The organism is Acidovorax sp. GW458-11-26-14-TSB4, from assembly GCF_059423865.1.
On the sequence record NZ_JBWKYR010000005.1, the window covers coordinates 202,476 to 227,064 of the forward strand.

At 68.7% G+C, this 24,589-nt stretch carries 23 protein-coding genes; 14 read left to right on the forward strand and 9 right to left on the reverse strand.

Annotated elements, in window-relative coordinates:
• The first annotated feature begins 1 nt into the window (after position 1).
• The 4 genes from AC07X5_RS13515 (at position 2) to AC07X5_RS13530 (ending at position 5,788) form a co-directional block, all read left to right on the forward strand.
• Positions 2-1,018 carry an HlyD family secretion protein gene (locus AC07X5_RS13515; RefSeq protein ID WP_494770585.1) on the forward strand — a complete coding sequence of 339 codons (1,017 nt, stop codon included), beginning with the start codon at positions 2-4 and terminating at the stop codon, positions 1,016-1,018.
• A 34-nt stretch (positions 1,019-1,052) separates the two neighbouring features.
• A complete protein-coding gene (locus AC07X5_RS13520) occupies positions 1,053-2,228 on the forward strand; it encodes an ABC transporter permease (RefSeq protein ID WP_494770586.1) in 1,176 nt (391 codons plus the stop codon).
• Positions 2,228-3,388: an ABC transporter permease gene (locus AC07X5_RS13525; protein ID WP_494770587.1), complete on the forward strand. Its 1,161-nt coding sequence runs from the start codon at positions 2,228-2,230 to the stop codon at positions 3,386-3,388. Before AC07X5_RS13520 ends, AC07X5_RS13525 begins: the two co-directional genes overlap by 1 nt.
• 63 nt (positions 3,389-3,451) lie before the next feature.
• Positions 3,452-5,788: a DUF1631 family protein gene (locus tag AC07X5_RS13530; protein WP_494770588.1), complete on the forward strand. Its 2,337-nt coding sequence runs from the start codon at positions 3,452-3,454 to the stop codon at positions 5,786-5,788.
• On the opposite strand, the gene AC07X5_RS13535 is transcribed toward AC07X5_RS13530, so the two are convergent.
• Positions 5,783-6,673, reverse strand: coding sequence for a bile acid:sodium symporter family protein (locus tag AC07X5_RS13535; RefSeq protein ID WP_494770589.1), 891 nt, complete (start codon positions 6,671-6,673; stop codon positions 5,783-5,785). The two genes, AC07X5_RS13530 and AC07X5_RS13535, sit on opposite strands and share 6 nt — an antisense overlap.
• A gap of 98 nt (positions 6,674-6,771) precedes the next feature.
• Positions 6,772-7,299 (reverse strand): Mpo1 family 2-hydroxy fatty acid dioxygenase, encoded by a 528-nt coding sequence (locus AC07X5_RS13540; protein WP_409963129.1) that lies wholly within the window; start codon positions 7,297-7,299, stop codon positions 6,772-6,774.
• A gap of 104 nt (positions 7,300-7,403) precedes the next feature.
• Between AC07X5_RS13540 and AC07X5_RS13545 the strand changes: the two genes are divergently transcribed.
• From AC07X5_RS13545 to AC07X5_RS13585, 9 genes are all read left to right on the forward strand, one after another.
• Complete coding sequence (locus tag AC07X5_RS13545; protein ID WP_494770590.1) at positions 7,404-8,108, forward strand: Crp/Fnr family transcriptional regulator; 705 nt, start codon at positions 7,404-7,406, stop codon at positions 8,106-8,108.
• 92 nt (positions 8,109-8,200) lie between these two features.
• A complete protein-coding gene (locus AC07X5_RS13550) occupies positions 8,201-9,634 on the forward strand; it encodes an aldehyde dehydrogenase family protein (protein ID WP_494770591.1) in 1,434 nt (477 codons plus the stop codon).
• A gap of 53 nt (positions 9,635-9,687) precedes the next feature.
• Positions 9,688-10,275 (forward strand): DUF2889 domain-containing protein, encoded by a 588-nt coding sequence (locus AC07X5_RS13555; protein WP_494770592.1) that lies wholly within the window; start codon positions 9,688-9,690, stop codon positions 10,273-10,275.
• Positions 10,276-10,336: 61 nt separating this feature from the next.
• Positions 10,337-11,098, forward strand: coding sequence for an SDR family oxidoreductase (locus tag AC07X5_RS13560; RefSeq protein WP_494770593.1), 762 nt, complete (start codon positions 10,337-10,339; stop codon positions 11,096-11,098).
• A 68-nt stretch (positions 11,099-11,166) separates the two neighbouring features.
• Positions 11,167-12,309 (forward strand): GTP 3',8-cyclase MoaA, encoded by a 1,143-nt coding sequence (gene moaA / locus AC07X5_RS13565; protein ID WP_494770594.1) that lies wholly within the window; start codon positions 11,167-11,169, stop codon positions 12,307-12,309.
• A gap of 59 nt (positions 12,310-12,368) precedes the next feature.
• Positions 12,369-12,998, forward strand: a complete 630-nt coding sequence (gene mobA, locus AC07X5_RS13570; RefSeq protein WP_494770688.1) for a molybdenum cofactor guanylyltransferase MobA — start codon at positions 12,369-12,371, stop codon at positions 12,996-12,998.
• A 34-nt stretch (positions 12,999-13,032) separates the two neighbouring features.
• Positions 13,033-14,331, forward strand: coding sequence for a molybdopterin molybdotransferase MoeA (gene moeA, locus AC07X5_RS13575; RefSeq protein ID WP_494770595.1), 1,299 nt, complete (start codon positions 13,033-13,035; stop codon positions 14,329-14,331).
• 310 nt (positions 14,332-14,641) lie between these two features.
• Entirely contained in the window at positions 14,642-14,965 is a 324-nt protein-coding gene (locus AC07X5_RS13580; RefSeq protein WP_494770596.1) for a thioredoxin family protein, read from the forward strand.
• Positions 14,966-15,048: 83 nt separating this feature from the next.
• A complete protein-coding gene (locus tag AC07X5_RS13585; protein WP_494770597.1) occupies positions 15,049-15,378 on the forward strand; it encodes a metalloregulator ArsR/SmtB family transcription factor in 330 nt (109 codons plus the stop codon).
• Between the two features lie 6 nt (positions 15,379-15,384).
• On the opposite strand, the gene AC07X5_RS13590 is transcribed toward AC07X5_RS13585, so the two are convergent.
• The 5 genes from AC07X5_RS13590 to AC07X5_RS13610 all read right to left on the reverse strand — a co-directional run bounded on the left by AC07X5_RS13590 (position 15,385) and on the right by AC07X5_RS13610 (position 21,198).
• Positions 15,385-16,155 carry an SDR family oxidoreductase gene (locus tag AC07X5_RS13590; RefSeq protein ID WP_494770598.1) on the reverse strand — a complete coding sequence of 257 codons (771 nt, stop codon included), beginning with the start codon at positions 16,153-16,155 and terminating at the stop codon, positions 15,385-15,387.
• A 45-nt stretch (positions 16,156-16,200) separates the two neighbouring features.
• A complete protein-coding gene (locus tag AC07X5_RS13595) occupies positions 16,201-17,307 on the reverse strand; it encodes an SMP-30/gluconolactonase/LRE family protein (RefSeq protein ID WP_409963151.1) in 1,107 nt (368 codons plus the stop codon).
• Positions 17,308-17,369: 62 nt separating this feature from the next.
• Positions 17,370-18,977 carry a galactarate dehydratase gene (gene garD / locus AC07X5_RS13600; RefSeq protein WP_494770599.1) on the reverse strand — a complete coding sequence of 536 codons (1,608 nt, stop codon included), beginning with the start codon at positions 18,975-18,977 and terminating at the stop codon, positions 17,370-17,372.
• Positions 18,978-19,020: 43 nt separating this feature from the next.
• Positions 19,021-20,172, reverse strand: a complete 1,152-nt coding sequence (locus tag AC07X5_RS13605; RefSeq protein WP_494770600.1) for an L-talarate/galactarate dehydratase — start codon at positions 20,170-20,172, stop codon at positions 19,021-19,023.
• Between the two features lie 66 nt (positions 20,173-20,238).
• Positions 20,239-21,198, reverse strand: coding sequence for a Bug family tripartite tricarboxylate transporter substrate binding protein (locus AC07X5_RS13610; protein ID WP_494770601.1), 960 nt, complete (start codon positions 21,196-21,198; stop codon positions 20,239-20,241).
• 368 nt (positions 21,199-21,566) lie between these two features.
• Between AC07X5_RS13610 and AC07X5_RS13615 the strand changes: the two genes are divergently transcribed.
• Positions 21,567-22,580, forward strand: coding sequence for a LacI family DNA-binding transcriptional regulator (locus AC07X5_RS13615; RefSeq protein ID WP_494770602.1), 1,014 nt, complete (start codon positions 21,567-21,569; stop codon positions 22,578-22,580).
• Here the strand turns inward: AC07X5_RS13615 and AC07X5_RS13620 are convergent, their stop codons facing one another.
• On the reverse strand, positions 22,581-23,837 hold the full coding sequence (locus AC07X5_RS13620) for an MFS transporter (RefSeq protein WP_494770603.1): 1,257 nt from the start codon (positions 23,835-23,837) through the stop codon (positions 22,581-22,583). It abuts the gene before it with no gap.
• 195 nt (positions 23,838-24,032) lie between these two features.
• On the reverse strand, positions 24,033-24,515 hold the full coding sequence (locus AC07X5_RS13625) for a VOC family protein (RefSeq protein WP_494770604.1): 483 nt from the start codon (positions 24,513-24,515) through the stop codon (positions 24,033-24,035).
• Positions 24,516-24,589 lie beyond the last annotated feature (74 nt).

The window sequence follows — 24,589 nt, forward strand, 5'->3', positions numbered from 1 at the left end:
CATGAGCGATACCAGCAACAAGAACAACAACGGCAAGGGCAGCAAGAAAGCTGCGCTGCTGGGTGCCGTGGCCCTGGTGGCCGTGGGCGGCTTCGTCGGCTTCGGGCTGTGGAAGGCCTCCCAGCCAGCGCCCGAGGTCTTCCAGGGCCAGATGGAGGCGCGCGAGGCGGACATCGCGCCCAAGGTCACGGCGCGCATCGCCCAGATTCTGGTGAAGGAAGGCGACCAGATCGCCGTGGGCGCCCCGCTGATCCGCATGGACAGCCCCGAGGTGCAGGCCAAGCTGGCACAGGCCACCGCTGCGCAGGAGGCTGCCCAGGCCGTGGCCGACAAGGCCCAGCATGGCGCCCGCCCGCAGGAGGTGGAGATGGCGCGCCTGGCCTGGCAGCGCGCCGTGACCGCGGCCGACCTGGCCGAAACGTCTTACCGCCGCGTGGACGGCCTGGCCCGCGAAGGCCTGGTGGCCGCGCAAAAGCGCGACGAGGCCGAGGCCAACCACAAGGCCGCGCGCGACCAAGCCCTGGCCGCCAAGGCCCAGTACGAGCTGGCCCGCGCCGGTGCCCGGCCCGAAGACCGCAGCGCCGCCAGCGCCCAGGCGCGCCAGGTGGCGGGCGTGGTGGCCGAGGTGCAGGCGGCACAGGCCGAGACGGAGCTCAAGAGCCCCGTGGCCGGCGAGGTGGCCAAGGTGCTGGCACGCAGTGGCGAGCTCTCGCCCCAGGGCGTGGCCGTGGTCACGGTGGTCGACCTGGCGGACCAGTGGGTAGTGCTGAACGTGCGCGAGGACCGCCTGCAGCGCTTTGCCATCGGCAGCGAGTTCGAGGCCACGCTGCCGGCCCTGGGTACGGCTGGCAAGCCCGTGCGCTTCAAGGTCTACCACACGGCCGCGCTGCCCGACTTCGCCACCTGGCGCGCCACGCGTGCCGGCCAGGGCTTCGACGTGCGCACCTTCGAAGTGCGCGCCCGCCCGGACTCTCCCATCGAAGGTGCCCGCCCCGGCATGACGGTGCTGGTGCAATGACGCCGCACGCAACGCCCTCCTGCCCGATCACGCCATGAGCGCCCTGGCCACCAGCTTTCGCCGTGAAGCGCGGCGCCTGCTCGCCAGCCCCTGGGACCTGGCCATGGTCTCCTGGGTGCCGCTGCTGGCGGTGCTGCTCATGGGCTGGATCTTCTCGGCCGGCCTGCCGCGCCACCTGCCCGTGGGCGTGCTGGACGACGACCACTCGGCCCTGTCGCGGCAGCTGGTGCGCATGCTCGACGCCACGCCCGGCCTGCAGGTGGTGCAGCACCACGCCAACACGGCCGAGGCCGAGCGCGCGCTGCGCAGCGTGGAGGTCTACGCCATGGTCACCATTCCGCGCGACTTTTCGCGCACCGTGAAGCAGGGCCGCACGGCCCAGGTCACGCTGCTGCACAACGCGCAGCTGGGCACGCATTCGGGCGTGCTGCAGCGCGACGTGCGCGCCGTGGTGGGCACGCTGTCGGCCGGCATCGAGATGGCGGCGCGCAACAAGCGCGGCGAGCCGGCCCAGGCCGTGCGCGTGAGCATGGAGCCCATCCACACGCAACTGCTGGCGCTGTTCAACGTGTCCACCAACTACGAGCAATTCCTGGGCGCGGCGCTGATCCCCGCGCTGCTGCACATCCTGGCCATGACGGCCGGCGCCTGGACCGTGGGACGCGAGCTGCGCGACCGCACGCTGGGCGAATGGTTGGGTACCGATGGTGGCGTATTGCGCACAGGCGCCGCCCTGCTGGGCAAGCTGGCCCTGCCCTGGGCCTCGCTCACGCTGGTGGCGCTGCTCGCGCTGGCAGGCATCACCTGGGGCCGAGGCTGGCACCCGCCGGGCAACCTGGCCTGGGTGGCGGCGGGCCTGGCGCTGCTGATGGCCGTGTCGGTGGCCGCCGGCGCGGCGCTGGCGGGCCTCACACGCTCGCTGCGCACCGCGCTGTCGGGCGCAGGCTTCTTCGCAGCACCGGCGTTTGCGTTCAGCGGCGTGGGCTTTCCGCTGGCGGGCATGCCGGCCAGTGCACGTGCCTGGGCCGAGGCCATGCCCTATACGCACTACATCCGCCTGCAGATCGAGCAGTTGCAGATGGGCGCACCGCTGCGCACCAGTGTCTCCACCGTGGTGGCGCTGGTGCTGGCCACGGCCGTGCTGCTTGCGATCTGCACGCTGGCCCTGCACCTGGCACGCAGCCGGCCCGAGAGCTGGGGAGGACGGTGATGGACGCACGACACGATCAACCCGCAGAGCCGGCAAGCCTGTGGAGCGCCTGGCTGCAGGCGCTGGCCACCATTGCCCGCGACAAGGGCGTGCTGCTGCTGCTCGTGGCCGCGCCCGTGCTCTACGGCTTCTTCTACCCCTGGTTCTATGCCGACGAGGTGCTCACGCGCGTACCCGTGGCCGTGGTGGACATGGACGGCAGCAGCCTGTCGCGCCAGATCACGCGCTTTGCCGAGGCCGATCCGCGCATCGAGGTGCGCCTGGTGACCGCCAGCGAGCGCGAGGCACAGGAGGCGCTGTGGCGCGGCGAGGTGGAGGGCTATGCGCTGATCCCCGCCAACCTCAAGCGCAGCGTGGTTCGCGGCGAGGAAGCCCTGGTCCGCGTGGAGGGCAATGGCGCCTATGCCCTGCTCAACAAGGCCGTGCAGTACGGCTTTGCCGAGGCCGTGGGCACGGTATCCGCGGGCGTCGAGATGCGCAAGCTGCAGGCCGCGGGCCAAAGCGCGCAGCAGGCGGCGGCCAGCCGCAACCCGGTGCAGCTGCAGATGGTGGCGCTGTTCAACCCGACCGAGGGCTATGGCAGCTTCGTCGTGCCCGCCGTGGCGCTGCTGATCCTGCAGCAGACCCTGCTCATGGGTGCGGCCATGCTCGCCGGCACCTGGGTGGAGGCCGGCCGGCACCGGGCGCGGGCCCGCACCTGGCTGGGCCGGCTGCTGGCGCTGTGCACGCTGGGCTGGGCCAGCGGCCTGTTCTACTTCGGCTGGATTTTTTTGCTGCACGACTATCCGCGCGGCCGCAACCCGCTGGGCGCGCTGGCGCTGCTGGCCTGCTACGTGCCGGCCATCGCAGCCCTGGGCGCATTGGTCGGCCTGTGGGTGGGCAACCGCGAGCGTGCACTGCAGGTGCTGCTGTTCACCACGCTGCCGATCGCCTTCGTGGCCGGCTTCTCCTGGCCCGTGGAGGCGCTGCCCGAGCCGCTGCAATGGGCGCGCTGGCTGCTGCCCAGCACCTCGGGCGTGCAGGCCTCGCTGCGCCTGAACCAGCTGGGTGCGCCGCTGGACGCCGCCTTGCCGCAGCTGTGCGCCCTGGTGGCGCTGGGCACCGCGTGCACGGTGGCGCTGCTGGCCTGGACAAGACCGGGTTTCGGCCGATCTGCTTGAGAACCTGGAACCTGGTCAGCAAGCCCGCGTAACATCTCGGGCATTCCGGTATTCCCAGAGAAGATGCCCTTGACACACTCCGCACCGACTGCCCCGCGCGACGGCGACGCCCCGCAGTACCAGCGCATCGTCCAAAGCGTGCTGGCCGATTCCAGGCAGCTGATGGAGCGGGTCGCCGAGGCGGCGCGCATGTCCCTGCAACTGCGCCAGGAGGAGGCCCGCACCTCCGGCGAGCACCAGGCCATGCACGAAGCGCAGCAGCAGCTCATGCGGCTCACCTCCGTGATGGGCGAGCGCTACCCCGGCGCGCTGCGCAAGGCCCTGGAACAGCAGACCGCAGCGCCGGGGGAGGAAAAGCCCTCGCGCTCCCTGTTCACCATCCATTTCGACCAGCTCGAACTGATGGACGAGTCGCAGATCACCGAAAGCGTGGAGCGCGCCCGTGCCACCCAGGTCCTGGCATCGGCGGTGGAGGGGCCGCTGGCCGACCTTGACGCCCTGGTGTGTGCAGCCCGGGGGCTGCAAAGGGTTCAGCCCGAGCACAACCCCCTGCGCCCCGAAGTCTTCCTGCAGGCGCTGCAGGCCGTGGTGTCGCAGATGCAGGTCAGCGCACAGATGCGCAACGACTGGATGGCGCACATGGCGAAGGCACTGGGCACGGAGCTGCGCCGGCTTTACCTGGCGCAGATCGACCTGCTCAAGCAAGGCGGCGTGCAGCCCGCAGGCTATGCCATGCGCCAGGCCGACGGCCAGGTGGTGTATGTCGCGCCGGCCAGCGACGGCGCCTCTCCGGGCTTCGGGGCTGAAACGGGCATGGGCATGGACTTGGGGCTGCCCGCACCGGCCGGCGCGGCCGACCCGCTGCTGACACTCGACCGGCTGCGCCGCCTGCTGCTCGGCGAGTTCAGCGGGAAGCCCGCGCCCGCCCCGGCAGGTGCGCCGAACGATGAGCCCTTTGCCGAACGTTTTGCACGCGAGTTCGAAAGCCCTGGCGGCCTTCCCCAGATCGATCCGCCCGCCACGGATTTCGCCGTGACCGTGCCCGCGGCCTTCGAGGCACTGCAGGAGATGAACCAGGTCGGCAAGATGATGGAGCGCCTGGGCAGCAGCCAGCGCACCCAGCCGGGCAATGGGCCCGTAGAACAGCGGCGCGCCTCAGGGCTGGGGGATGCCCTCGGCATGGAAGTCGTCGCGCTCATGGTGGACAACATCGCGCACGACAACCGGCTGCCCTGGCCCGTGCAGCAGTTCGTGCGCGCCCTGGAGCCCGCCCTGATACAGCTGGCGCTGGGCGACCCCCGTTTCTTCAGCAACAAGGAGCACCCCGCGCGCCGTCTGCTGCAGGACATTGCGGACCGCAGCATGGCCTTCAACGGACCCGAGGCGCCGGGCTTCAAGCGCTTCATGCGCTCCCTCATGGACATTGCCGGGCCGCTGGCCACCGCCACCATCGAAGGGGCGGACGACTTCGAGCAGGTCCGCCAGCAGCTGCACGCACAATGGGCCGACAGCGAGCAGGCGCGCGAACACGAGCGCCAGCGCGCCATCGAGGCGCTGCAGCACGCGGAGCAGCGCCATCTGCTGGCGGCCCAGATATCCGCAGAGATCCGGCTGCTGCCGCAGATCGACCACATTCCCGGCGAGATTGCCCATTTCCTGCTCGGCCCCTGGGCCCAGGTCATGGCCCAGGCGCGCCTGGCCGACCCAAGCGGCAGCGCCGACCCGGGCAGCTATCAGGAACTGGTGGGCATTCTGGTCTGGAGCGCACAGCCCGAGCTGACCCGAATGCACACCGGCGAACTCGCGCGCCTGATTCCCCAACTGCTGACCCGGCTGCGCAATGGCCTGGCGCTGATCGACTACCCCGCGGACCGGACCGAAGCGGTCTTCGGGCAGTTGATGCAGTTGCACCAGCAGGCCTTCCAGGGCGCGCCCAAGCCCGTGGCACCACCCCAAGCCCCCGCCTTGCCGGCCGATGCGCAGGCGGTGGAAGCACCGGACCTGCTGCTGGATGACGAGCCCTGGGTCGCACCGTCGGAAGCCCAGGATTCCGGCTTCATGGACGACCTGCAGCCCTCGGTGCCAGGGGAGCTCACGCCCCTGCCGGAGCCCACCCCGGTGGATGCACCCGTCCGGCCCGCGCTGGCCGTCGGCAGTTGGGTGAACCTGCTGGTGGCGGGCCAGTGGGAGCGCACCCAGCTGTCCTGGGTCGGCTCGCACGGCACCTTCTTCCTCTTCACCAACGCATCCGGTCGCACCCAGTCGATGACCCTGCGGCTGCTCGACCGGTGCATCCAGCAGGGCAGCCTGCAGGTGCTCAGCCAGCAGCCCGTGGTGGATGTGGCCCTGGACGCCGTTGCGCAGACGGCCATGCGCAACAGCCTGGAAAGCAAATCATGAACGGGAAGCAGGCGCTGGCGCGGGGTGCCCGCCTGACCGCCGCAGCACCAGCATGCCGAACAGCGGCGCCATGATGTACATGCTGACCGAGTAGATGGCGGCCGGCAGCGCGAGCTGGAAGTTGTTCAGCACCGACAGCGCAATGAAGATCGCCAGCGTGGAGTTGTGGATGCCGATCTCGAAGCCGATGGCCGTGGACAGGGACTTGTCCATGCCCACCGCGCGCGGCAGGAAATAGCCCGCGCCCAGGCTCAGCGCATTGAACAACAGCACGGCCGGCCCGATGTCGGCGAACGAAGCCGACAGCGCCGCCCACTCCTTCACGATGGCGATCAGCGCGAAGGCGGCCAGCACCAGGGCGCTGAAGAGCTTCATGGGCTTTTCCATGCGCGCGCTGAAGGCCGGGGCGCGCCGGTGCACCGCCATGCCCACGACCACGGGGATGAGCACGATCACGATCACCTCCAGCACCTTGCCGAACTGCAGCGGCACCACCTGCCCCGTCTTGGCGAAGGTGGCGATGGCCCAGTTGGTGATGAGCGGCAGGCTGACGATGGACAGCAGCGTGTTGATGGCCGTGAGCGAGATGTTCATCGCCACGTTGCCGCCGAACAGGTGGCTGAAGAGGTTGGCCGACACGCCGCCCGGCGAGGCCGCCAGCAGCATCAGCCCCACGGCGTAGAGCGGCGGCACGCCCAGGGCCACGATGAGGCCGTAGCAAGCCGCAGGCAGCACCAGCACCTGCAGCACCAGGGCCAGCACCACGGCACGCGGGTACTGCAGCAGGCGCCGGAAGTCGGCCACGGTGAGCGACAGGCCCAGGCCGAACATGACGAGGCCCAGCGCAATGAACAGCAGCGTGGGCAGGATGGAAACAAAGCTCATGGGGCGCAATCGCGGCCAGGGGCTGGCCGCGCTCCTGTGACAAAACCCACGGCACCGTTACCGGTGCCGTGGGCAAACGTTCGATGAAGGGGGGAGGCTCAGGCCGTCGCGGCGGGACCGGTGCGCAAGCGAACCGGGCCGCTGCGCTGCTCGATGGCGTGCTGTACATCCTTGCGCAGGCCCATCAGAAAGCCCAATTCGGCCACCACGAACAGCGGGCCAACGATCAGGCCCACCAGATCGTCCACGAAGGCCGGCTTGCGCCCCTCGTAGTAGTGGCCCACGAACTGGATCACCCAGCCCACGGCGAACAGGCCCACGCCCGCGGCCAGCCAGAGCGTGGTGCCCTGCACCGCCAGCCACTGGCCGCCGGCCAGCATGGCCGCCAGCAGCGTGGCCATCACCAGACCATAGCGGGTATCGAGCCGGAAGTAGAAGACGCTGGCCGCGATGGCCGCCACCAGGGCCGGCCCCACGGGCACGCCACCCAGCAGCCAGACCGGGCGCGAGAGCAGGATCACCACGGCGAACATGATCATGGGCACACCCACGAAGTGCGTATGGATGTTGCGCGGGTCGCGGTGGTACTCGGCGTACTGGGACAGGTGGTCGATCAGGGTTTTCATGGGTGTCTCCTGGTATTGTTTTGAGCAGCATCCATAGTCGCGCTCCCCCCGGCCAACGTCTGTCGGAAAGCCGACACAACGCCCCGCCCGACCCGATCCCTTGCATGACCGACCCTGCCGCCTACCTTCCCGTGCTCCAGACCGGCCGCTGGTTCGCCCACCTGCCCCCCGATTTCGCCCAGCCGCTGCTCGCCATGGCCCACCTGCGCCAATTGGCGCCCGGCGAGGTGCTGTTCCTGCGCGGCGATGCGCCCTGCGGCCTGTATGCCGTGGTGCGCGGCGCGATCAACATCTCGGGCACGGGCGGGCGGGCGGACGAGGCGCGCGCCGCCATGCTCACGCGGCTGGAGCCACCGCACTGGTTCGGCGAGATCTCGGTCTTCGACAACTCGGCCCGCACCCACGATGCGCATGCGGCCGAGGCCAGCACCCTGCTGCAGATACTGCACGATCCGCTGCAGGCCTGGCTCACGGCCCATCCGCAGCACTGGCATGCGCTGGCCCTGCTGCTCACCGACAAGCTGCGCACCGCCTTCGTGGCCATCGAGGAGTTGGCCCTGCTGCCCGCCGGCCAGCGCCTGGCGCGCCGCCTGGTGATGATGGCCGAGGGCTACGGCCAGTGGACGGCCGAGGGCCAGTCGCGCCGGGTGATCGGCATCTCGCAGGAGCAGCTGTCGCTGATGCTGGCGATTTCGCGCCAGACCACCAACCAGATCCTCAAGGACCTGGAAGCCCGCGCCCTGGTGCGCGTGCACCGCGGCGAGGTGGAGATCCTGGACCTGGCGGCCTTGCGCGCGACTTGCTATTGAAACGATAGCTATCGACGCATGCGGGTTATCACCCAGCGGCAATTGAGCCACAAATACTAAGAACACGTTCTATTTCCGGGCAAAATGGCACCATGCAACTGAACTACATCGCCAACGCCTCCGTACCGTCCTCCTCGGGCCGTACGCTGCCCGTGATCGACCCGTCCGACGGCCAACCCTTCGACGAGATCCAGCGCAGCAACGCGGACGACATCGACGCGGCGGTGCATGCGGCGCGCCAGTGCTACAACGCCGTGTGGCAGCGCCTGGCGCCCGCCGACCGCGGCCGCCTGCTGCAGCGCCTGTCGGCCAAGGTGCTCGAGCATGCCGACGAGTTGACCGCGCTGGAGCAGCGCGACTGCGGCAAGCCCACCAAGCAGGCGCGGGCCGACACGCTGGCGCTGGCGCGCTATTTCGAGTTCTATGCCGGTGCCTGCGACAAGCTGCACGGCGAGACCCTGCCCTACCTGGACGGCTACAGCGTGCTCACCTGGCGCGAGCCGCATGGCGTGACGGGCCATGTGATCCCCTGGAACTACCCGATGCAGATCTTCGGCCGCAGCGTTGGCGGCGCCCTGGCCGCCGGCAACGTCTGCGTGGTCAAGCCGGCCGAGGACGCCTGCCTGTCGCTGATCCGCGTGGCACAACTCGCGGCCGAAGTGGGCTTCCCTTCGGGCGCGATCAACATCGTCACCGGTTACGGCCACGAGGTCGGCGACGCGCTCGCGCGCCACCCGCGCATCGACCACATCAGCTTCACCGGCAGCCCCAAGATCGGCACGCTGATCCAACAGGTGGCCGCCGAGCGCCACTGCCCCGTGACGCTGGAGCTCGGTGGCAAGAGCCCGCAGATCATCTTTGCCGATGCCGACCTGGATGCTGCCGTGCCCGTGGTCATCAACGCCATCGTGCAGAACGCGGGCCAGACCTGCAGCGCCGGCTCGCGCGTGCTGATCGACTCGCTCATCTACGAATCCCTGCTCGCACGCCTGGGCAAGGCCTTCGAGGCCCTTCGCGTGGGCCCCGCGGCCATGGACCTGGACGTGGGCCCGCTGATCCGCCAGACCCAGCAGCAGCGCGTGTGGGACTTCCTGTCCGACGCGCAGGTGGCCGGCATCCCCATGGTGGCCCAGGGCACGGTGGTGGACGAATCCCCCGAAGGCGGCTTCTACCAGGCCCCCACGCTGCTGCGCGACGTGCCTGTGCAGCACCGCCTGGCGCAGGAAGAAGTCTTCGGCCCCGTGCTCTCGGCCATGGCCTTCCAGGACGAGGACCATGCGGTGGAGCTGGCCAATGCCACCCAGTTCGGCCTGGTGGCCGGCATCTGGACGCGCGATGGGGCGCGCCAGTTCCGCATGGCCAAGCGCGTGCACAGCGGCCAGGTGTTCATCAACAACTACGGTGCCGGCGGCGGCGTGGAGCTGCCCTTCGGCGGCGTGAAGTCCAGCGGCTACGGACGCGAGAAGGGCTTCGAGGCGCTGTACGGCTTCACCACGCTCAAAACGGTGGCCATCAAGCACGGCTGAGCCCGGTGTCCCGCCCCTGTGGCGGGACGCAGCGATTTGCGAAGATTCTCTCCATGCCCCTGAGCCCCCCCGCCCCCCGCACCGCCCGGCATGTCCGGCGCGTGACCTACCAGGGCTTCGAGCGCGACGACGGCCTGTGGGACATCGAGGGCGAGCTGCACGACAGCAAGGCCTACGATGCCCCCGTGCACCGCGGCGAGGGCATGCGCCGCGCAGGCGAGCCCATCCACCACATGCTGCTGCGCGTGACGGTGGACCGCCAGCTCGTGGTACAGGCCATCGACGTCGCCATGGATGCCCACCCGCTCAAGGACTGCCCGCTGGCCCAGGCCGCGCTGCAGCAGATGGTGGGCTGCAGCATGACGCGCGGCTGGCGCCAGGCCATCCAGAAGCACCTGGGTGGCGTGGCCAGCTGCACGCATCTGCGCGAGCTGCTGTTCAACCTGGCCACGGCCGCCTTCCAGTCCGTCACCGCCGTGTTCGCGCCGCCGGCCAACGGCGATCCGCCACGCCACCTGGGCCAGTGCACGGGCTGGGCCTTCGACGGCAACGGCGTGAAGGAGCACTTCCCGCAGTTCTACGGCCGCGTGCCCATCGCGCTCGGCAAGCCCGAGACGGCGGCACCGCCCGCCGAGCGCTGACCACGGCAGCCCCACCCTTACTTTTTACCGCCCCCATTTTCCAAAGACAGGGAGACACTCCATGCGTGCACAGAACAAGTCCGTCATCGTCACCGGCGCCGGCAACGGCATTGGCGAGGGCATCGCCAAGCGCCTGGCGGCCGAGGGCGCCAAGGTCATCGTCAACGACATCAATGAAGCCGGTGGCCAGCGCGTGGTGGCCGAGATCACCGCAGCCGGCGGCACGGCCGCCTTCTTCAAGGCCGACGTGACCAACTCCGCACAGGTCAAGGCCTTGGTCGATGAAGCCGTGCGCCTGTACGGCCAGCTCGACGTGATGGTCAACAACGCCGGCTGGACGCACCGCAACCGCCCCATGCTCGAAGTGAGCGAGGAAGAGTTCGACAAGGTCTATGCCATCAACATGAAGAGCATCTACCTGTCGGCCATCCACGCCGTGCCGGCGCTGCGCAAGGTGGGCGGCGGCAGCATCATCAACATCGCCTCCACCGCCGGCCTGCGCCCGCGCCCGGGACTGACCTGGTACAACGGCTCCAAGGGCGCCGTCATCATCACCAGCAAGTCCATGGCGGCCGAGCTGGGCCCGGACAACATCCGCGTGAACTGCATCAACCCGGTGTTCAACCCCGACACCGGCCTGGCCGCCGAGTTCGCAGGCGGCCCGGTGGACGAAGCGCGCCGCGCCAAGTTCCTGGCCACGATTCCGCTGGGGCGCTTCTCCACCGCGCTGGACGTGGCCAACGCCGCGCTCTACCTGGCCAGCGACGAGGCCTCGTTCATCAACGGTGTGTGCATCGAGGTCGATGGCGGCCGTTGTGTCTAACCTGTAGGTCTTAAGGGCAAGCTGCAGTGCAGCATGCCAAAAACGGCAACTGCGGCAAAATCGGCCCCATGGCCGAACGAGTGATCCCCCTGGTGGACCAGCGCATCGCCGCCCTGAAGGCGGTGGTGCCGCTGCATGGCCAGGCGCCCACGGGCCACCTGGTGGACACGCGCGGGCGGGCCTTGCGTGACCTGCGCATCAGCGTGACGGACCGCTGCAACTTCCGCTGCAGCTACTGCATGCCCAAGGAAGTCTTCGACAAGGACTACCCCTACCTGCCCCATAGCGCGCTGCTCAGCTTCGAGGAGATCACGCGCCTGGCGCGGCTGTTCCTGGCGCATGGCGTGCGCAAGATCCGCCTCACGGGCGGCGAGCCGCTGCTGCGCAAGAACCTCGAAGTGCTGATCGCGCAACTGGCGCAGTTGCGCACCGTGGACGGCCTGCCGCCCGATCTCACGCTCACCACCAATGGCTCGCTGCTGGTGCGCAAGGCCCGCGCGCTCAAGGATGCCGGCCTGAACCGCGTGACGGTGAGCCTCGATGGCCTGGACGACGCGGTGTTCCGGCGCATGAACGACGTGGACTTCCCCGTGGCCGATGTGCTCGCGGGCATCGAGGCCGCGCATGCGGCGGGCCTGTCGCAGATCAAGGTCAACATGGTGGTCAAGCGCGGCACCAACGACCACGAGATCCTGCCCATGGCGCGGCACTTCCGCGGCACGGACACCACGCTGCGCTTCATCGAGTACATGGACGTGGGCGCCACCAACGGCTGGCGCATGGACGAGGTGCTGCCCTCGGCCGAGCTGATCGAACGCCTGCGCGCCCACCTGCCGCTGGTGCCGCTGTCCCCCACCAGCCCGGGCGAGACGGCCGAGCGTTGGGGCTACGCCGATGCCAGCGGCCGGCACGACCCGGCGCTGGGTGAGGTGGGCGTGATCAGCAGCGTGACCCAGGCCTTCTGCCACGACTGCAACCGCGCCCGCCTGTCCACCGAAGGCCGGCTCTACCTGTGCCTGTTCGCCAGTCAGGGACATGACCTGCGCAGCCTGCTGCGCGGCGGAGCGGACGACGAAGCCCTTGCGGCAGCCATCGGTGGCATCTGGCAAGGACGCAGCGACCGGTATTCGGAACTGCGCGGCAGCCTGCCCGCCGACACCGCCATGCCAAGCGCCGCGCGCCGGGTGGAGATGAGCTACATCGGCGGCTGAGCCCGCGCGGCGCAAGCCGCGGGCCGGTGCAGCACGCCACGCAGCGCACGCGCATGATGATGATCGACACCCAGCACATCACCGGCCTGGTCCTCGCGGGGGGGCGCGGCGCCCGCATGGGCGGGCTGGACAAGGGCCTGCAGCTGTTTCGCGGCCTGCCACTGGCCCAGCATGCGCTGCGGCGCCTGCAACCGCAGGTGGGCAACCTGCTGCTCAATGCCAACCGCAACCTCACGGCCTATGCGGCCTTCGGAGTGCCGGTGTGGCCCGATGCCCAAGCGGACTACCCCGGGCCGCTGGCGGGGTTTTTGGCGGGGCTTACGCACTGCACCACGCCGTGGCTGCTCACGGCGCCGTGTGACACCCCCCTCTTCCCGAGCGACCTGGCGGCGCGCCTGGCCGAGGTGGCAGAGCGCGAGGGCAGCGACATCGCCATGGCGGCCGGGCCGGAGCCCGATGCCCAGGGCCAGCCCGTGCTGCGCTCCCAGCCCGTGTTCTGCCTGCTGCGCGCCACGCTGCGCCAGGGCCTGGCAGAGCATGTGGCAGCCGGCGGCAGCAAGGTGCGCGCCTGGGCCCAGCAGCAGCGCTGCAGCGTGGTACCGTTCGACCGGCTTGGCGATGCGCCCGATGCCTTTGCCAACGCCAATACCCTGGCCGAGCTGCAGGCCCTGCAGTCGCCCACCGACTGACATTGCGCCCCCTCACGTTGCGCCCCGCCTGCCCATGAAACCCATTGCCCAGATTGCTGCCGAACTGCCCGGCTACGACCCCGACGCCATGGGCGTGGAGCAGGTGGCCGCCGTGCTGGCGCAACTGGTGGAGCATCCGGTGGCGGAGACGGAAGAGGTCGGCATCTTCGACGCACTGGGCCGCGTGCTGGCCGAGGACGTGGTCTCGCCCATCGACGTGCCCGCGCACGACAACTCGGCCATGGACGGCTATGCCTTCGCGGGCGCGCAACTGGCGCCCGGCCAACCACTGACCCTGCGCGTGGCAGGCACGGTGATGGCCGGCCACACCTTTGCAGGCACGGTGGCGGCAGACGAGTGCGTGCGCATCATGACCGGCGCCCCCATGCCGCCGGGGCTGGACACGGTGGTACCGCACGAGCTCACCACACCTGCCGCCGAACCAGGCCACATCACGGTGGCCGCCGATGCCGTGCGCCCGGGCAGCAACCGCCGCCGCGCGGGCGAGGACCTGCCCTTGGGCGGCACGGCGCTGGCACGGGGCGAGCCCCTCACCCCCGCGGCCTTGGGCTTGCTGGCCAGCCTGGGACTGGCACGCGCCACCGTATACCGGCGCCTGCGCGTGGCGGTGTTTTCCACCGGCGACGAGATCATGAGCCTGGGCGAAGCACCGCGCCCCGGCGCGGTGTACGACAGCAACCGCTACACCCTCTTCGGCCTGCTCACGCGCCTGGGCGTGCAGGTGATCGACCTGGGCGCCGTACCGGACGACCCGGCCCGCATTGCCGCCACGCTGCGCAGCGCGGCGCAGCAGGCCGATGCCATCATCACCAGCGGTGGTGTGAGCGCGGGCGATGCCGACCACACGCGCAGCATGCTGCACAAGCTGGGCGACGTGGCCTTCTGGCGCGTGGCCGTCCAGCCCGGGCGGCCGCTGGCAGTAGGCCGCATCCGGCCGCCGGGAATCGATGCAGGCCCGGGTGCCCTGCTGTTCGGCCTGCCCGGCAATCCGGTGGCGGTGATGGTGGCCTTCCTGGCCTTCGTGCGCCCGGCCCTGCTGCGCATGATGGGCCACACCCGCGCCCAGCCCCCGCTGCTGCGCGCCACCACCACCGAAGCGCTGCGCAAGCGGCCTGGCCGGACCGAGTACCAGCGCGGCATCGTCGCCACCGCGCCCGACGGCAGCCTGCAGGTCAGCAGCACCGGCAACCAGGGCTCGGGCGTGCTCAGTTCCATGGTGCGGGCCAATGGGCTCATCGTGCTGGAACGTGATCGCGGCCCCGTGGCCGCGGGCGAAGTGGTCGATGTCATGGTGTTCGAAGGAAGCATGTGACTCCCCCTGAGTCGCCTTGAGCCTCCGCGCTGCCGCCGGAGGCGGCTGCTCTTCGTAGCCATCCAAGCCTGCGCAGGCAGGCTTGGAGCCGCGGCACTCAGGCCCTGAGGGGGAGACGCCACCCGTGGCCTGGCGAAGCCAGTTCCACGGTGGCGCTGGCTTGCCGCGTGCCCGTAATGCAGACATCGGGGAAAGTCGCGGTGTCATCAATAGCTGACACGCCCATGCGGTGATCACCTCTGCCCTACCCTTGGGCCATTGCCTACGCTGAATCCATCCCCATCTGGAAAAGACAGGAAGAGAACACGCCATGCCCTACGCTGCCAAACACCTTGTACAACCCCCGTCGCGCGATGAAGTGAACCAATTGGCCGGGGCCACCGTGGTCGAGTTCGGCACGCCCTGGTGCGGCCACTGCCAGCGCGCCCAGCCGCTGATCGAGGGGGCCTTGAAAGACCGCGCCGATGTGGCCCACGTCAAGGTCGAGGATGGGCCGGGCCAGCGCCTGGGGCGTACATTCGGCGTGAAGCTCTGGCCCACCCTGGTCTTCCTCAAGGATGGCAAGGAAGTGGACCGCCTGGTGCGGCCCCAGCTGGCGGCCGATGTGCAGCAGGCACTGCAGGCGGTCGCATGACTGCCGGACGGCGCATTATTAATTAGTGTTGTACTTAAATACGCAATTAAGTAAATTTTCTGGCCAACCGCTAGAATGGCCGAATGGAAAAAATCTTCGAAGCGCTTGCGTCCACCCCCCGGCGCAAGATCCTGGCCTACCTGTCCGAGACCGAGCTGTCGGCGGGCGAGATCGCCGCGCGCTTCGAGATGAGCAAGCCCTCGCTCTCGCAGCACCTCAAGGTGCTGGAGAACGCAGGCCTCGTCACTTCGGAAAAGCGCGGCCAGTTCGTCTACTACAGCCTGCAGCGCGACAACCTGGCGCACACCCTTACCGGCTTCATGCAGAGCGTGTGCCCCGTGTCCACAGGGCTCAAGAAGGAAAGCCGCGCTCTGGCCCAGAGCAAGGCCAAGGCCAAACCGGCTACTGAATAGCGCTTTTTATCCGCGTCCGGCGAAGGGCATGTTGGATGCCATCACGGTCATGTTGAGCACATTCGCACTCAATGGCAGGCCGGCCATGTAGCTCACCGCCTCCGCCACATGCTTCACGTCCATCAGCGGCTCGGTGGACATGGTGCCGTTGGCCTGGCGCACGCCCTCGCCCTTGCCCATGCGGGCCGCCAGGTCGGTCAGTGCATTGCCGATGTCGATCTGGCAGCCGACGATGTTGTAGGCGCGGCCGTCCAGCGCCAGGCACTTGGTCAGGCCCAGCACGGCATGCTTGCTGGCCGTGTAGGGGCTGCTGAAGGGCCGCGGCGTGTGTGCGGAAATGGAGCCGTTGTTGATGATGCGCCCGCCCTGCGGCGATTGGCGGCGCATGAGGCCGAAGGCCGCACGCGCGCACAGGAACACGCCGGTGATGTTGGTGTTCACCACGTCCAGCCACTTCTCCACGGGCAGTTCGTCCATGGGCACCGCAGGGGCGCCGATGCCGGCGTTGTTGAACAGCACGTCCAGGCGGCCGCATTCCTTCTCGACGGTCTGGAACAGCGCATCGACGCTGGCCGGGTCGCGCACGTCGGACACCACGGCCAGGGCCTTGCCGCCCGCCGCCTGGGTCTCGGCCACCAGGGCGTCGAGCAGTTCGGTGCGGCGGCCGGTGGCCACGACGTGGAAACCGTCCTTGGCGAGCTGCAGGGCTACGGCACGGCCGATGCCGCTGCCGGCACCGGTGACGAGAGCGACTTTCTGTGGGGGAAGAGAGGACACGCAATGACTCCTGTTGGATAGGTAAAAGCTGGCGAACGCGGAACATTACACTGCTCCGTGCGACTCCACGTACAGCGCATACAGCGAGTGGCTGCTGGTCATGTACAGCCGGTTGCGCTTGGGCCCGCCGAAGGCAAGGTTGGCGCAGCGCTCGGGCAGGCGGATGAAGCCGATGGGCTTGCCCTCCCGGTTGAAGACCTTCACGCCGTCCATCTCCTCGGACTTGCCCGTGGGCAGGTGCGCTTTCATGCCGCCGCCGATGTCGGTGGGCTCGGCCGCCACGGCGCCCGTGTAGCCCCAGCCGCACCACAGGTTGCCGTCGCGGTCCACCTTGAAGCCGTCGAACGCACCGGGGCCGGCGGCGTCGATGAGCTTGGTCTTGTTGGACACCGTGGCACCGTCGGCCGACACATCGTAGGCCCAGATGCTGCGGTTGGGCGTGCCCTTCCACTCCACCACGTAGAGCTTCTTCTCGTCGGGCGAGAAGGCGATGCCGTTGGGGTTGACCAGGTCGGTGATCACGGCGCTGAGCTTGCCGTCGGGCGCGATGCGGTAGACGTTGGTCGTGGCCTGCTCGGGCATGGCGCGCGAGCCCTCCCATTCGCCGTTGATGCCGAAGGTGGGGTCGGTGAACCAGACGCTGTCGTCCGACTTGACGACGATGTCGTTGGGCGCGTTCAGGCGCTTGCCCTCGAAGCGGTCGGCCAGCACGGTGATGCGCCCGTCCTTTTCGGTGCGGGTGACGCGGCGCGTGACCGAATGCTCGCAGGTGATGAGCCGGCCCTGGCGGTCGCAGACATTGCCGTTGGCGTAGTTGACATTGGTCTTGTGCACCGAGAACTGACCGGTCTTCTCGTCGTACTTCATCAACCGGTTGTTCGGGATGTCGCTGAGCAGCAGGTAGCCGCCCTCTGGGAAGTAGGCCGGCCCCTCGGCCCAGCGCATGCCCGTGCCCAGCTGTTCCACCGTGCTGCTGTAGATGCGGTACTTGGTGAAGCTCGGGTCCAGGATGAACACCGACGGGTCGGGGTAGCGCTGGTTGGGCTTGAAGTCGAAGGCCTGCGCGCCTGCCAGGCCGCTGAGCGCCGCCACGCCGGTGCCGGCCGCCGTCTTCAGGAACTGGCGGCGGGCCTGGTTCTGGGTTGTCGTCATCTCTCTTGTCTCCTGTTGTGGTTTTGAATGAAGGGAATTGGAATGCGGCTTCGGCCGCAGCGTCAGGTGACGGGTGCTGGATTGAAGAGGACCAGCGCGTTGTGCAGCTTCCACTGCTCGGCCCAGGTCTTCTTGCGGCCGCTGGCCACGTCGAGCATCAGCTGGAACATCTCCCAGCCCACATCGGCAATCGTCTTCTCGCCGGTGGCGATGGTTCCGGCATTGATGTCCATCAGGTCGTGCCAGCGGCGTGCCAGGTCGTCGCGCGTGGCCACCTTGATGACGGGTACCTCGGCCAGGCCGTAGGGCGTGCCGCGGCCGGTGGTGAAGACGTGCAGGTTCATGCCCGCGGCCAGCTGCAGCGTGCCGCAGATGAAGTCGCTGGCGGGCGTGGCGGCGTAGATCAGGCCCTTTTGCTTGAGCTTTTCACCCGGCGCGATGACGCCTGAAATCGGCGAGCTGCCCGACTTGACGATGGAGCCCATGGCCTTTTCCACAATGTTGGACAGGCCACCCTTCTTGTTGCCGGGCGTGGTGTTGGCGCTGCGGTCCACCCGGCCGCGCTGCAGGTAGGCGTCGTACCAGGCCATCTCTCGGATCATGGCCTCGGCCACCTCGGGGGTGGAGGCGCGCGAGGTGAGCTGGTCGATGCCGTCGCGCACCTCGGTCACTTCCGAGAACATCACGGTGGCGCCGGCGCGCACCAGCAGGTCGGTGCAGTAGCCCACGGCCGGGTTGGCGGTGACGCCCGAGAAGGCGTCGCTGCCGCCGCACTGCACGCCCACCACGAGTTCGCTGGCGGGCACGGTTTCGCGCCGGCGCGCGTTCAAGCGCTCCAGGTGCAGCTCGGCCTGGCGCAGGATGGAGTCGACCATGGACATGAAGCCCACATGCGCATCGTCCTGCAGGCACACCACGTCGAGCGGCGTCTCGGCGCTCGTGCCCGCATCGGCCACGTTGCGCTCGTCCACCAGCGGAATGCTGCCGGGCGGCAGAAGGCGCTCGGGCTGCAGCTTCTCGCAGCCCAGGCTGACCACCATCACCTCGCCGCCGAAGTTGGGGTTGAGCGAGATGTTGCGCAAGGTGCGGATGGGGATCACCGCATCGGGCGCGTCGATGGCCACGCCGCAGCCGTAGGTGTGCTCCAGCGCCACCACGTCGTCCACGTGGGGAAAGCGCGGCAGCAGCTCGGCCTTGATGCGCTGCACGGCGAAATCGGTCACACCCGCCACACACTGCACGGTCTGCGTGATGGCCAGGATGTTGCGCGTGCCCACCGAGCCATCGGGGTTGCGGTAGCCCTCGAAGGTGTAGCCCTCCAGAGGCGGCTGCGGCTCGGGCTTGACGGTGGCGATGGGCAGGCCTTCGAGTTCGCGCGCCTCGGGCATGCGCAGCAGGCGCTCGTGCACCCAGCTGCCCGCGGGGATGGCTTTGAGTGCATAGCCAATGGGCACGTTGTAGCGGCGCACCTCGCCGCCTTCGGGAATGTCCACAAGCGCCACCTTGTGCGCCTGCGGCACCTTGTCCACCAGGGTCAGGCCCGAGGGGAACACCGTGCCAGCGGGCAGGCCCCCGTCGTTGGCGACGATGGCGACGTTGTCGCGCTCGTCCATCTTGATGTGCAGGGGCGGCCGCGCTGGGGTCGCGGTGGATGCGGTGCTATCGGTCATGGGGAGTTCTTTGTGCTGTTTTTCTCAATCTACCTCAGGCGCCTCAGGGGCGCTGTCCGACCTCGGCCACCTCGCGCGTCCAGGCGCGCGCCTGCTCGCTCAGGCTCAGGCCCAGGCCGGGGCGCGTGGGAACGAGCATGCGGCCGTTCTGGATCTCCAGCCGCTCGTTGAACAGCGGCTCCAGCCAGTCGAAATGCTCCACCCAGGGCTCGGTGGCATACACCGCGGCCAGGTGCACGTGCAGTTCCATCGCGAAGTGGGGGCCCAGGCTCAGGCCGGCATGCTCGGCCTGCCCGGCGATCTTGAGGAAGGGCGTGATGCCGCCCACGCGCGGCGCGTCGGGCATCAGGTAGTCGGCCGCGCGGTGGCGGATCAGCTCGCCGTGCTCGGCGGCGCTGGTCAGCATCTCGCCGGTGGCGATGGGCGTGTCAAAGGTCGCAGCCAGTGCGGCGTGGCCCTCGAAGTCGTAGGCGTCGAGCGGCTCCTCGATCCACGCCAGGTTGAATTCTTCAAAGATGCGGCACATGCGCTGGGCCGTGGGGCGGTCCCACTGCTGGTTGGCGTCCACCATCAGCGGCACCTGCTCGCCCAGGTGCTTGCGCAGGGTCTCCACGCGCTGGATGTCCAGCGCCCGGTCGGGCTGGCCCACCTTGAGCTTGATGCCGCCGATGCCGCGCTCGATAGAGGCGCCGGCGTTCACCACCAGTTGCTCGATGGGCGTGTGCAAGAAGCCGCCCGAGGTGTTGTAGCACTGCACCGAGTCGCGCTGCGAGCCCAGCAGCTTGGAGAGCGACAGCCCCGCGCGGCGCGCCTTCAGGTCGTACAGCGCCACGTCGAAAGCCCCAATGGCCTGGGTGGACATGCCGCTGCGCCCCACCGAGGCGCCGGCCCAGCACAGCTTGGTCCACAGGCGCGAGATGTCGCTCGGGTCTTCGCCGATCAGTGCGGGTGCGATCTCCTTGGCGTGGGCGAACTGCCCGGGTCCGCCCGCGCGCTTGGAATAGCTCAGCCCTAGGCCCTTGTGGCCGTCCTTGGTCTCGATCTCGGCGAACAGCATCGCGATCTCGGTCATCGGCTTCTGGCGGCCGGTGAGCACCTTGGCATCGCTGATCGGGTTGGCCAGCGGCAGGTAGCACGAGGAGATGCGGACCCAGGCGATGGAATCGCCAGCGGCGGAGAGGGTGGAGGCTGTCATGGGCAGGGGCTGGGGAAGATCAGGGAAAACAAAAAGCCCCAAGGCTGCGCCTCGGGGCCGGTGACATCAATCAATAGAAATCTTGCCGGTCTCGATCACCGTCTTCCAGCGCGCGTATTCCTTCTTCTGGAAATCAGCGAACTGGGCTGGCGTGTTGACCACCATCTCGAAGCCGATGCCGACGAACTGGTCCTTGACCTTGGGGTCGTTGAGCGCTTCGGCAAAGGCGGCATGGGCCTTCTCGCGCACGGCGGGCGGCAGGCCCTTGGGCGCGACGATGGCCTGCCAGGAGGTGACCTCCACGTTCCTCACGCCGGCCTCGGTCAGGGTGGGCACATCGGGCAGCACGGGCGAGCGTGCGGCGCTGGTGACGGCCAGGGCGCGCATCTTGCCGCCCTTGATGTACTGCACCACCGAGTTGACGTTCTGGAACGAGGCATCCACCTGCCCGCCCATGATGTCGGTGTGCGCGGGCGCGCCGCCCTTGTAGGGCACGTGGATGGCGGTGGTGCCGGTCTGCTGCCAGAACAGCTCGGCCGTCAGGTGGTCGCTGGAGCCGTTGCCGGCCGAGGCGAAGGTCATCTTGCCGGGATTGGCCTTGAGGTGGGCGACCACATCGGCCACCGACTTGAGCGGCGAGTTGGTGGGCACGACGAGCACATTGGGCGACTGCACGGCCACGGTGATCAGGTCGAAGTCCTTGAGCGCGTCGTACTGCATTCCCTTGAGCAGGTGCGGCGTAATGACCAGCGGGCCCAGCGAGGTGACCAGGAAGGTGGCGCCATCGGCCGGCGCACGCTTGACGAAGGTGGCGCCGATGGTGCCCGTGGCCCCCGCCTTGTTCTCCACCAGGAAGGACTGCTTGAGCTTGTTGGTGAGCAGCGGTGCCACGGCGCGGGCCACCTGGTCGGTGGAGCCGCCGGGCGGGAACGGCACGACCAGGGTGACGGCCTTGTCGGGCCAGGCCTGGGCCTGCGATGCCAGTGCGGCCAGGCCGAGGCACAGGGCGGTGAGTGTCTTTTTCATGCGTTGTCTCCTTGTTGGTAAAAACAGCCCCCGGTACTGGCCCGCCTATCCGGCGCCATGCCTGGAGGATGAGGCAGCTTCCCGCCTCAAAATGGTAACGTTGTCATTTTTGGCAAATGATCCAGGTCTATCGACCCGCTCATCCTTCAGAAGGCGAAACCTTTCCGAAAAACCTTTGCTACCGTTCTGGGCCAAATGATATCGTTGTCATTTTTGCCAGTCAAGCCGGCATGCAGAGGGTTTGGGGGGCCGCCGTAGCGCAGGCCACGCGCAGGCGCGCCAGGCCTGACCCGGCCTGGATTTTTGGTAGGGTACGGGCTTCTCTTCCGATTGCGCCCCGCCCTGCCCTTGCGTCGCCGTACCTGCCCATGAACACCCCCTCCCCTTTCAAGCCCGTCACCCTGCACGATGTGGCCAAGGTCGCGGGTGTGTCGCTCATCACCGCGTCGCGCGCGCTGAGCAACCCGGGCGTGGTGTCGGACAAGACGATTGCCAAGGTGCGCGAGGCCGTGGACGCCACGGGCTACATTCCCAACCTGCTGGCCGGGGGCCTGAAATCCAAGCGCAGCCGCATGGTGGCGGCCATCGTGCCGGCGCTGTCGGTGTCGCAGTTTTTGCCCACCGTGCAGACCCTCACCTCGGCGCTGGCCGCGGGCGGCTACCAGGTGATCGTGGGGCAGACCAACTACGACGCCGAGCGCGAGGAGGCCGTGCTCAACACCATGATCAGCCGCCAGCCCGACGGCATCGTGATGACCGGCCTGGTGCAGTCACAAAAGGCGCGCGAGCGGCTCGTGCGCTCGGGCATCCCCGTGGTGGAGACCTGGGACCTGAGCGACCGGCCCGTGGACATGGTGATCGGCTTTTCGCACCTCAAGGTGGGTGGTGCGGTGGGCGGCTATTTTCTCTCGCGTGGCTGGAAGAAGGTGGGCGTTGCCACCGGCAGCGACCACCGCGCCATGCTGCGCCGCGAAGGCTTTCTGGCCACGCTGGGCCGCAACGACGTGCCCACCGCCGTGGTGCCCGCACCCAGCAGCCTGGCCCTGGGCCGGCGCGCCCTGGCCGAACTGCTGGACAAGGAGCCGGGCCTGGAGGCCGTGTGCTGCAGCTCCGACACCCTGGCCCATGGCGTGCTGGTGGAAGCCCAGGCGCGCGGCCTGCGCGTGCCCGAGGACCTGGCCGTGGTGGGCTTCGGCAATGCCGAGTTCGGCGCGCACATGGTGCCGTCGATCACCACGGTGCATGTGGACGGGCCCGAGATCGGCCGCCTGGCGGCCCAGCTCATCCTGGCGCGCTGCAATGGCGAAACGGTGGAGCAGCCCATCGTGGACCTGGGGTTCCGCATGATCGAGCGGCGGTCCACCTCGGTGGATGCGGCATAGTCACGGCGCGCTGCGCCCCAGCCGCACGGTAGCAAGCAAGGCCAGCGCCACGCAGGTAGCCGCTGCCCCCACCAGGAATGCCGTGGTGATGCCGAACCACTGCGTGGCCACACCCACCACCGGCCCGGTCACACCCAGCGCAATGTCGGCAAACGCAATGAAATTGCCCACGGCGCGGCCGCGCTGATCGGGTGGCACCGAGCGGGTGGCGAGCACGCCCGTGGCCGGGAACACGAGCGAGAAGCCCAGCCCGGTGAGGGTGGCGCCGAGCACAGCCATGGCGGGGCTGCCGGCCTGCCAGATCAGCAACTGGCCCACGGCTTCGAAGGCCAGCGAGCCCATGGCGACAGCGGTGGCGCCAAAGCGGTCCGGCAGGCCCGAGCCCACCAGGCGCACCAGGATATAGGCCGCGCTGAAGCCCAGCAGCGCCGTGCCTGCATGCGGCCAGCCATGGATCGCATAGTCCAGCGTGAGGAAAGCCGCCATGGCCGCATAGGGCACGGTGGCCAGCGCCAGCACAAGGCCCGGCCGCCAGATGAGGCCCAGCACGCGGTGGAACGGCACGCGCTGCTGCCCGCCCGAGGCCGGCACCGCCGGCAACCGCAGTGCGATGGCCCAGGCCGCCATCGGCGTGAGCAGCACCAGCACGCCAACACCGGCAAAGCCAAAGGCCGGCTGCACCGCCAGCCCCAGCGGCGCGCCCAGGCCCAGTGCGGCATAGATGGCAATGCCCACCCAGGACATGACGGCACCCGTGCGCGCCGGCCCCACGCGGGCGATGCCCCAGCTCATGAGGCCGGTGAGGAACAGGCTTTCACCCAGGCCTGCAACCATACGGCCCAGGATCAGCACGGCCAGGCTGGCTGCAGGGGCCATGGGCAGCACGCTGGCCAGCACATAGGCCAGGCCTGCACAGGCCGTGAGCGGCAGGCCCAGCAGCACGGCAAAGCGCGGCCCGCGCTGGTCGCACAAGGTGCCGGCCTGGTGGCGCGTGAGCAGGGTGGCCAGCGACTGCAGGCCGATGGCCCAGCCCACCGTGGCCGCGCCAAAGCCCAGATGGTGGCCCACCTCCAGCGCCAGGGCACCGAGTGGAATGCTGATGGACAGAAAGCCCAGGAACACCGCCAGCACCACTGGCGCAAGCCCTGCGAACACGGACGAAGACACGGGTACCGCCCCGAGCAGGCGCACGGGTGCATCGGAAGAAGAAGACTCGGAGGGAGAGGAAGAAGAAGAAATGGGAATGCGTGACGTCATAAAGCGCGCCTCTTTAACGCCGAGACACGCCCTTACTGGGCTCCTCTCGACAAAGGACGCGTTGGATGACGGTAACGCTTACGACAGGCCGGCGAGCGGCTGCGGGGCGGATTATGGCGTGCGGTTTTGCTGCCCGTCAACCGCACCAGATAAAAAAATTTCCGGTGCGACGACGGGCAGGCCGTGCACGCAGAATCAGCCGCGAACCGCCTTCTCGATCGCCGCCACATCGATCTTCTTCATCGGCATCATGGCCTGGAATGCCCGCGCGGCCACTTCCCCGCCCTGGGCCATCGCATCGGTCAGCACGCGCGGTGTGATCTGCCAGTTGATGCCCCAGCGGTCCTTGCACCAGCCGCAATGGCTTTCCTGCCCGCCGTTGCCGACGATGGCATTCCACAGGCGGTCGGTTTCGGCCTGGTCGTCGGTGGCGATCTGGAACGAAAAGGCCTCGCTGTGCTTGAACTGCGGGCCGCCGTTCAGGCCGATGCAGGGAATGCCCGCGACAGTGAATTCGACGGTGAGCACCTTGCCCTTCTGGCCCCCGCCGGGGTAGTCCGAGGGTGCCAGGTGCACGGCAGTGACCTTGCTGTCCGGAAAGGTCTGGGCGTAGAAGTTGGCAGCGGCCTCGGCCTCGCTGTCGTACCAGATGCAGACGGTGTTCTTGGCGGCGGGCATGCGGGTCTCCAGTGTGGAAAAGCGCCCAGTGTGTCGCGCCCAGGGCGCGCCTGCAACCCACGGTCTGTAGGACA

Bases quoted from the DNA above. Each gene is read 5' to 3' on its own strand.
- AC07X5_RS13515 (WP_494770585.1), top strand. From the start codon at position 2: ATGAGCGATACCAGCAACAAGAACAACAACGGCAAGGGCAGCAAGAAA.
- AC07X5_RS13520 (WP_494770586.1), top strand. From the start codon at position 1,053: ATGAGCGCCCTGGCCACCAGCTTTCGCCGTGAAGCGCGGCGCCTGCTC.
- AC07X5_RS13525 (WP_494770587.1), top strand. From the start codon at position 2,228: ATGGACGCACGACACGATCAACCCGCAGAGCCGGCAAGCCTGTGGAGC.
- AC07X5_RS13530 (WP_494770588.1), top strand. From the start codon at position 3,452: ATGCCCTTGACACACTCCGCACCGACTGCCCCGCGCGACGGCGACGCC.
- AC07X5_RS13535 (WP_494770589.1), bottom strand. From the start codon at position 6,673: ATGAGCTTTGTTTCCATCCTGCCCACGCTGCTGTTCATTGCGCTGGGC.
- AC07X5_RS13540 (WP_409963129.1), bottom strand. From the start codon at position 7,299: ATGAAAACCCTGATCGACCACCTGTCCCAGTACGCCGAGTACCACCGC.
- AC07X5_RS13545 (WP_494770590.1), top strand. From the start codon at position 7,404: ATGACCGACCCTGCCGCCTACCTTCCCGTGCTCCAGACCGGCCGCTGG.
- AC07X5_RS13550 (WP_494770591.1), top strand. From the start codon at position 8,201: ATGCAACTGAACTACATCGCCAACGCCTCCGTACCGTCCTCCTCGGGC.
- AC07X5_RS13555 (WP_494770592.1), top strand. From the start codon at position 9,688: ATGCCCCTGAGCCCCCCCGCCCCCCGCACCGCCCGGCATGTCCGGCGC.
- AC07X5_RS13560 (WP_494770593.1), top strand. From the start codon at position 10,337: ATGCGTGCACAGAACAAGTCCGTCATCGTCACCGGCGCCGGCAACGGC.
- moaA (WP_494770594.1), top strand. From the start codon at position 11,167: ATGGCCGAACGAGTGATCCCCCTGGTGGACCAGCGCATCGCCGCCCTG.
- mobA (WP_494770688.1), top strand. From the start codon at position 12,369: ATGATCGACACCCAGCACATCACCGGCCTGGTCCTCGCGGGGGGGCGC.
- moeA (WP_494770595.1), top strand. From the start codon at position 13,033: ATGAAACCCATTGCCCAGATTGCTGCCGAACTGCCCGGCTACGACCCC.
- AC07X5_RS13580 (WP_494770596.1), top strand. From the start codon at position 14,642: ATGCCCTACGCTGCCAAACACCTTGTACAACCCCCGTCGCGCGATGAA.
- AC07X5_RS13585 (WP_494770597.1), top strand. From the start codon at position 15,049: ATGGAAAAAATCTTCGAAGCGCTTGCGTCCACCCCCCGGCGCAAGATC.
- AC07X5_RS13595 (WP_409963151.1), bottom strand. From the start codon at position 17,307: ATGACGACAACCCAGAACCAGGCCCGCCGCCAGTTCCTGAAGACGGCG.
- garD (WP_494770599.1), bottom strand. From the start codon at position 18,977: ATGACCGATAGCACCGCATCCACCGCGACCCCAGCGCGGCCGCCCCTG.
- AC07X5_RS13605 (WP_494770600.1), bottom strand. From the start codon at position 20,172: ATGACAGCCTCCACCCTCTCCGCCGCTGGCGATTCCATCGCCTGGGTC.
- AC07X5_RS13610 (WP_494770601.1), bottom strand. From the start codon at position 21,198: ATGAAAAAGACACTCACCGCCCTGTGCCTCGGCCTGGCCGCACTGGCA.
- AC07X5_RS13615 (WP_494770602.1), top strand. From the start codon at position 21,567: ATGAACACCCCCTCCCCTTTCAAGCCCGTCACCCTGCACGATGTGGCC.
- AC07X5_RS13620 (WP_494770603.1), bottom strand. From the start codon at position 23,837: ATGACGTCACGCATTCCCATTTCTTCTTCTTCCTCTCCCTCCGAGTCT.
- AC07X5_RS13625 (WP_494770604.1), bottom strand. From the start codon at position 24,515: ATGCCCGCCGCCAAGAACACCGTCTGCATCTGGTACGACAGCGAGGCC.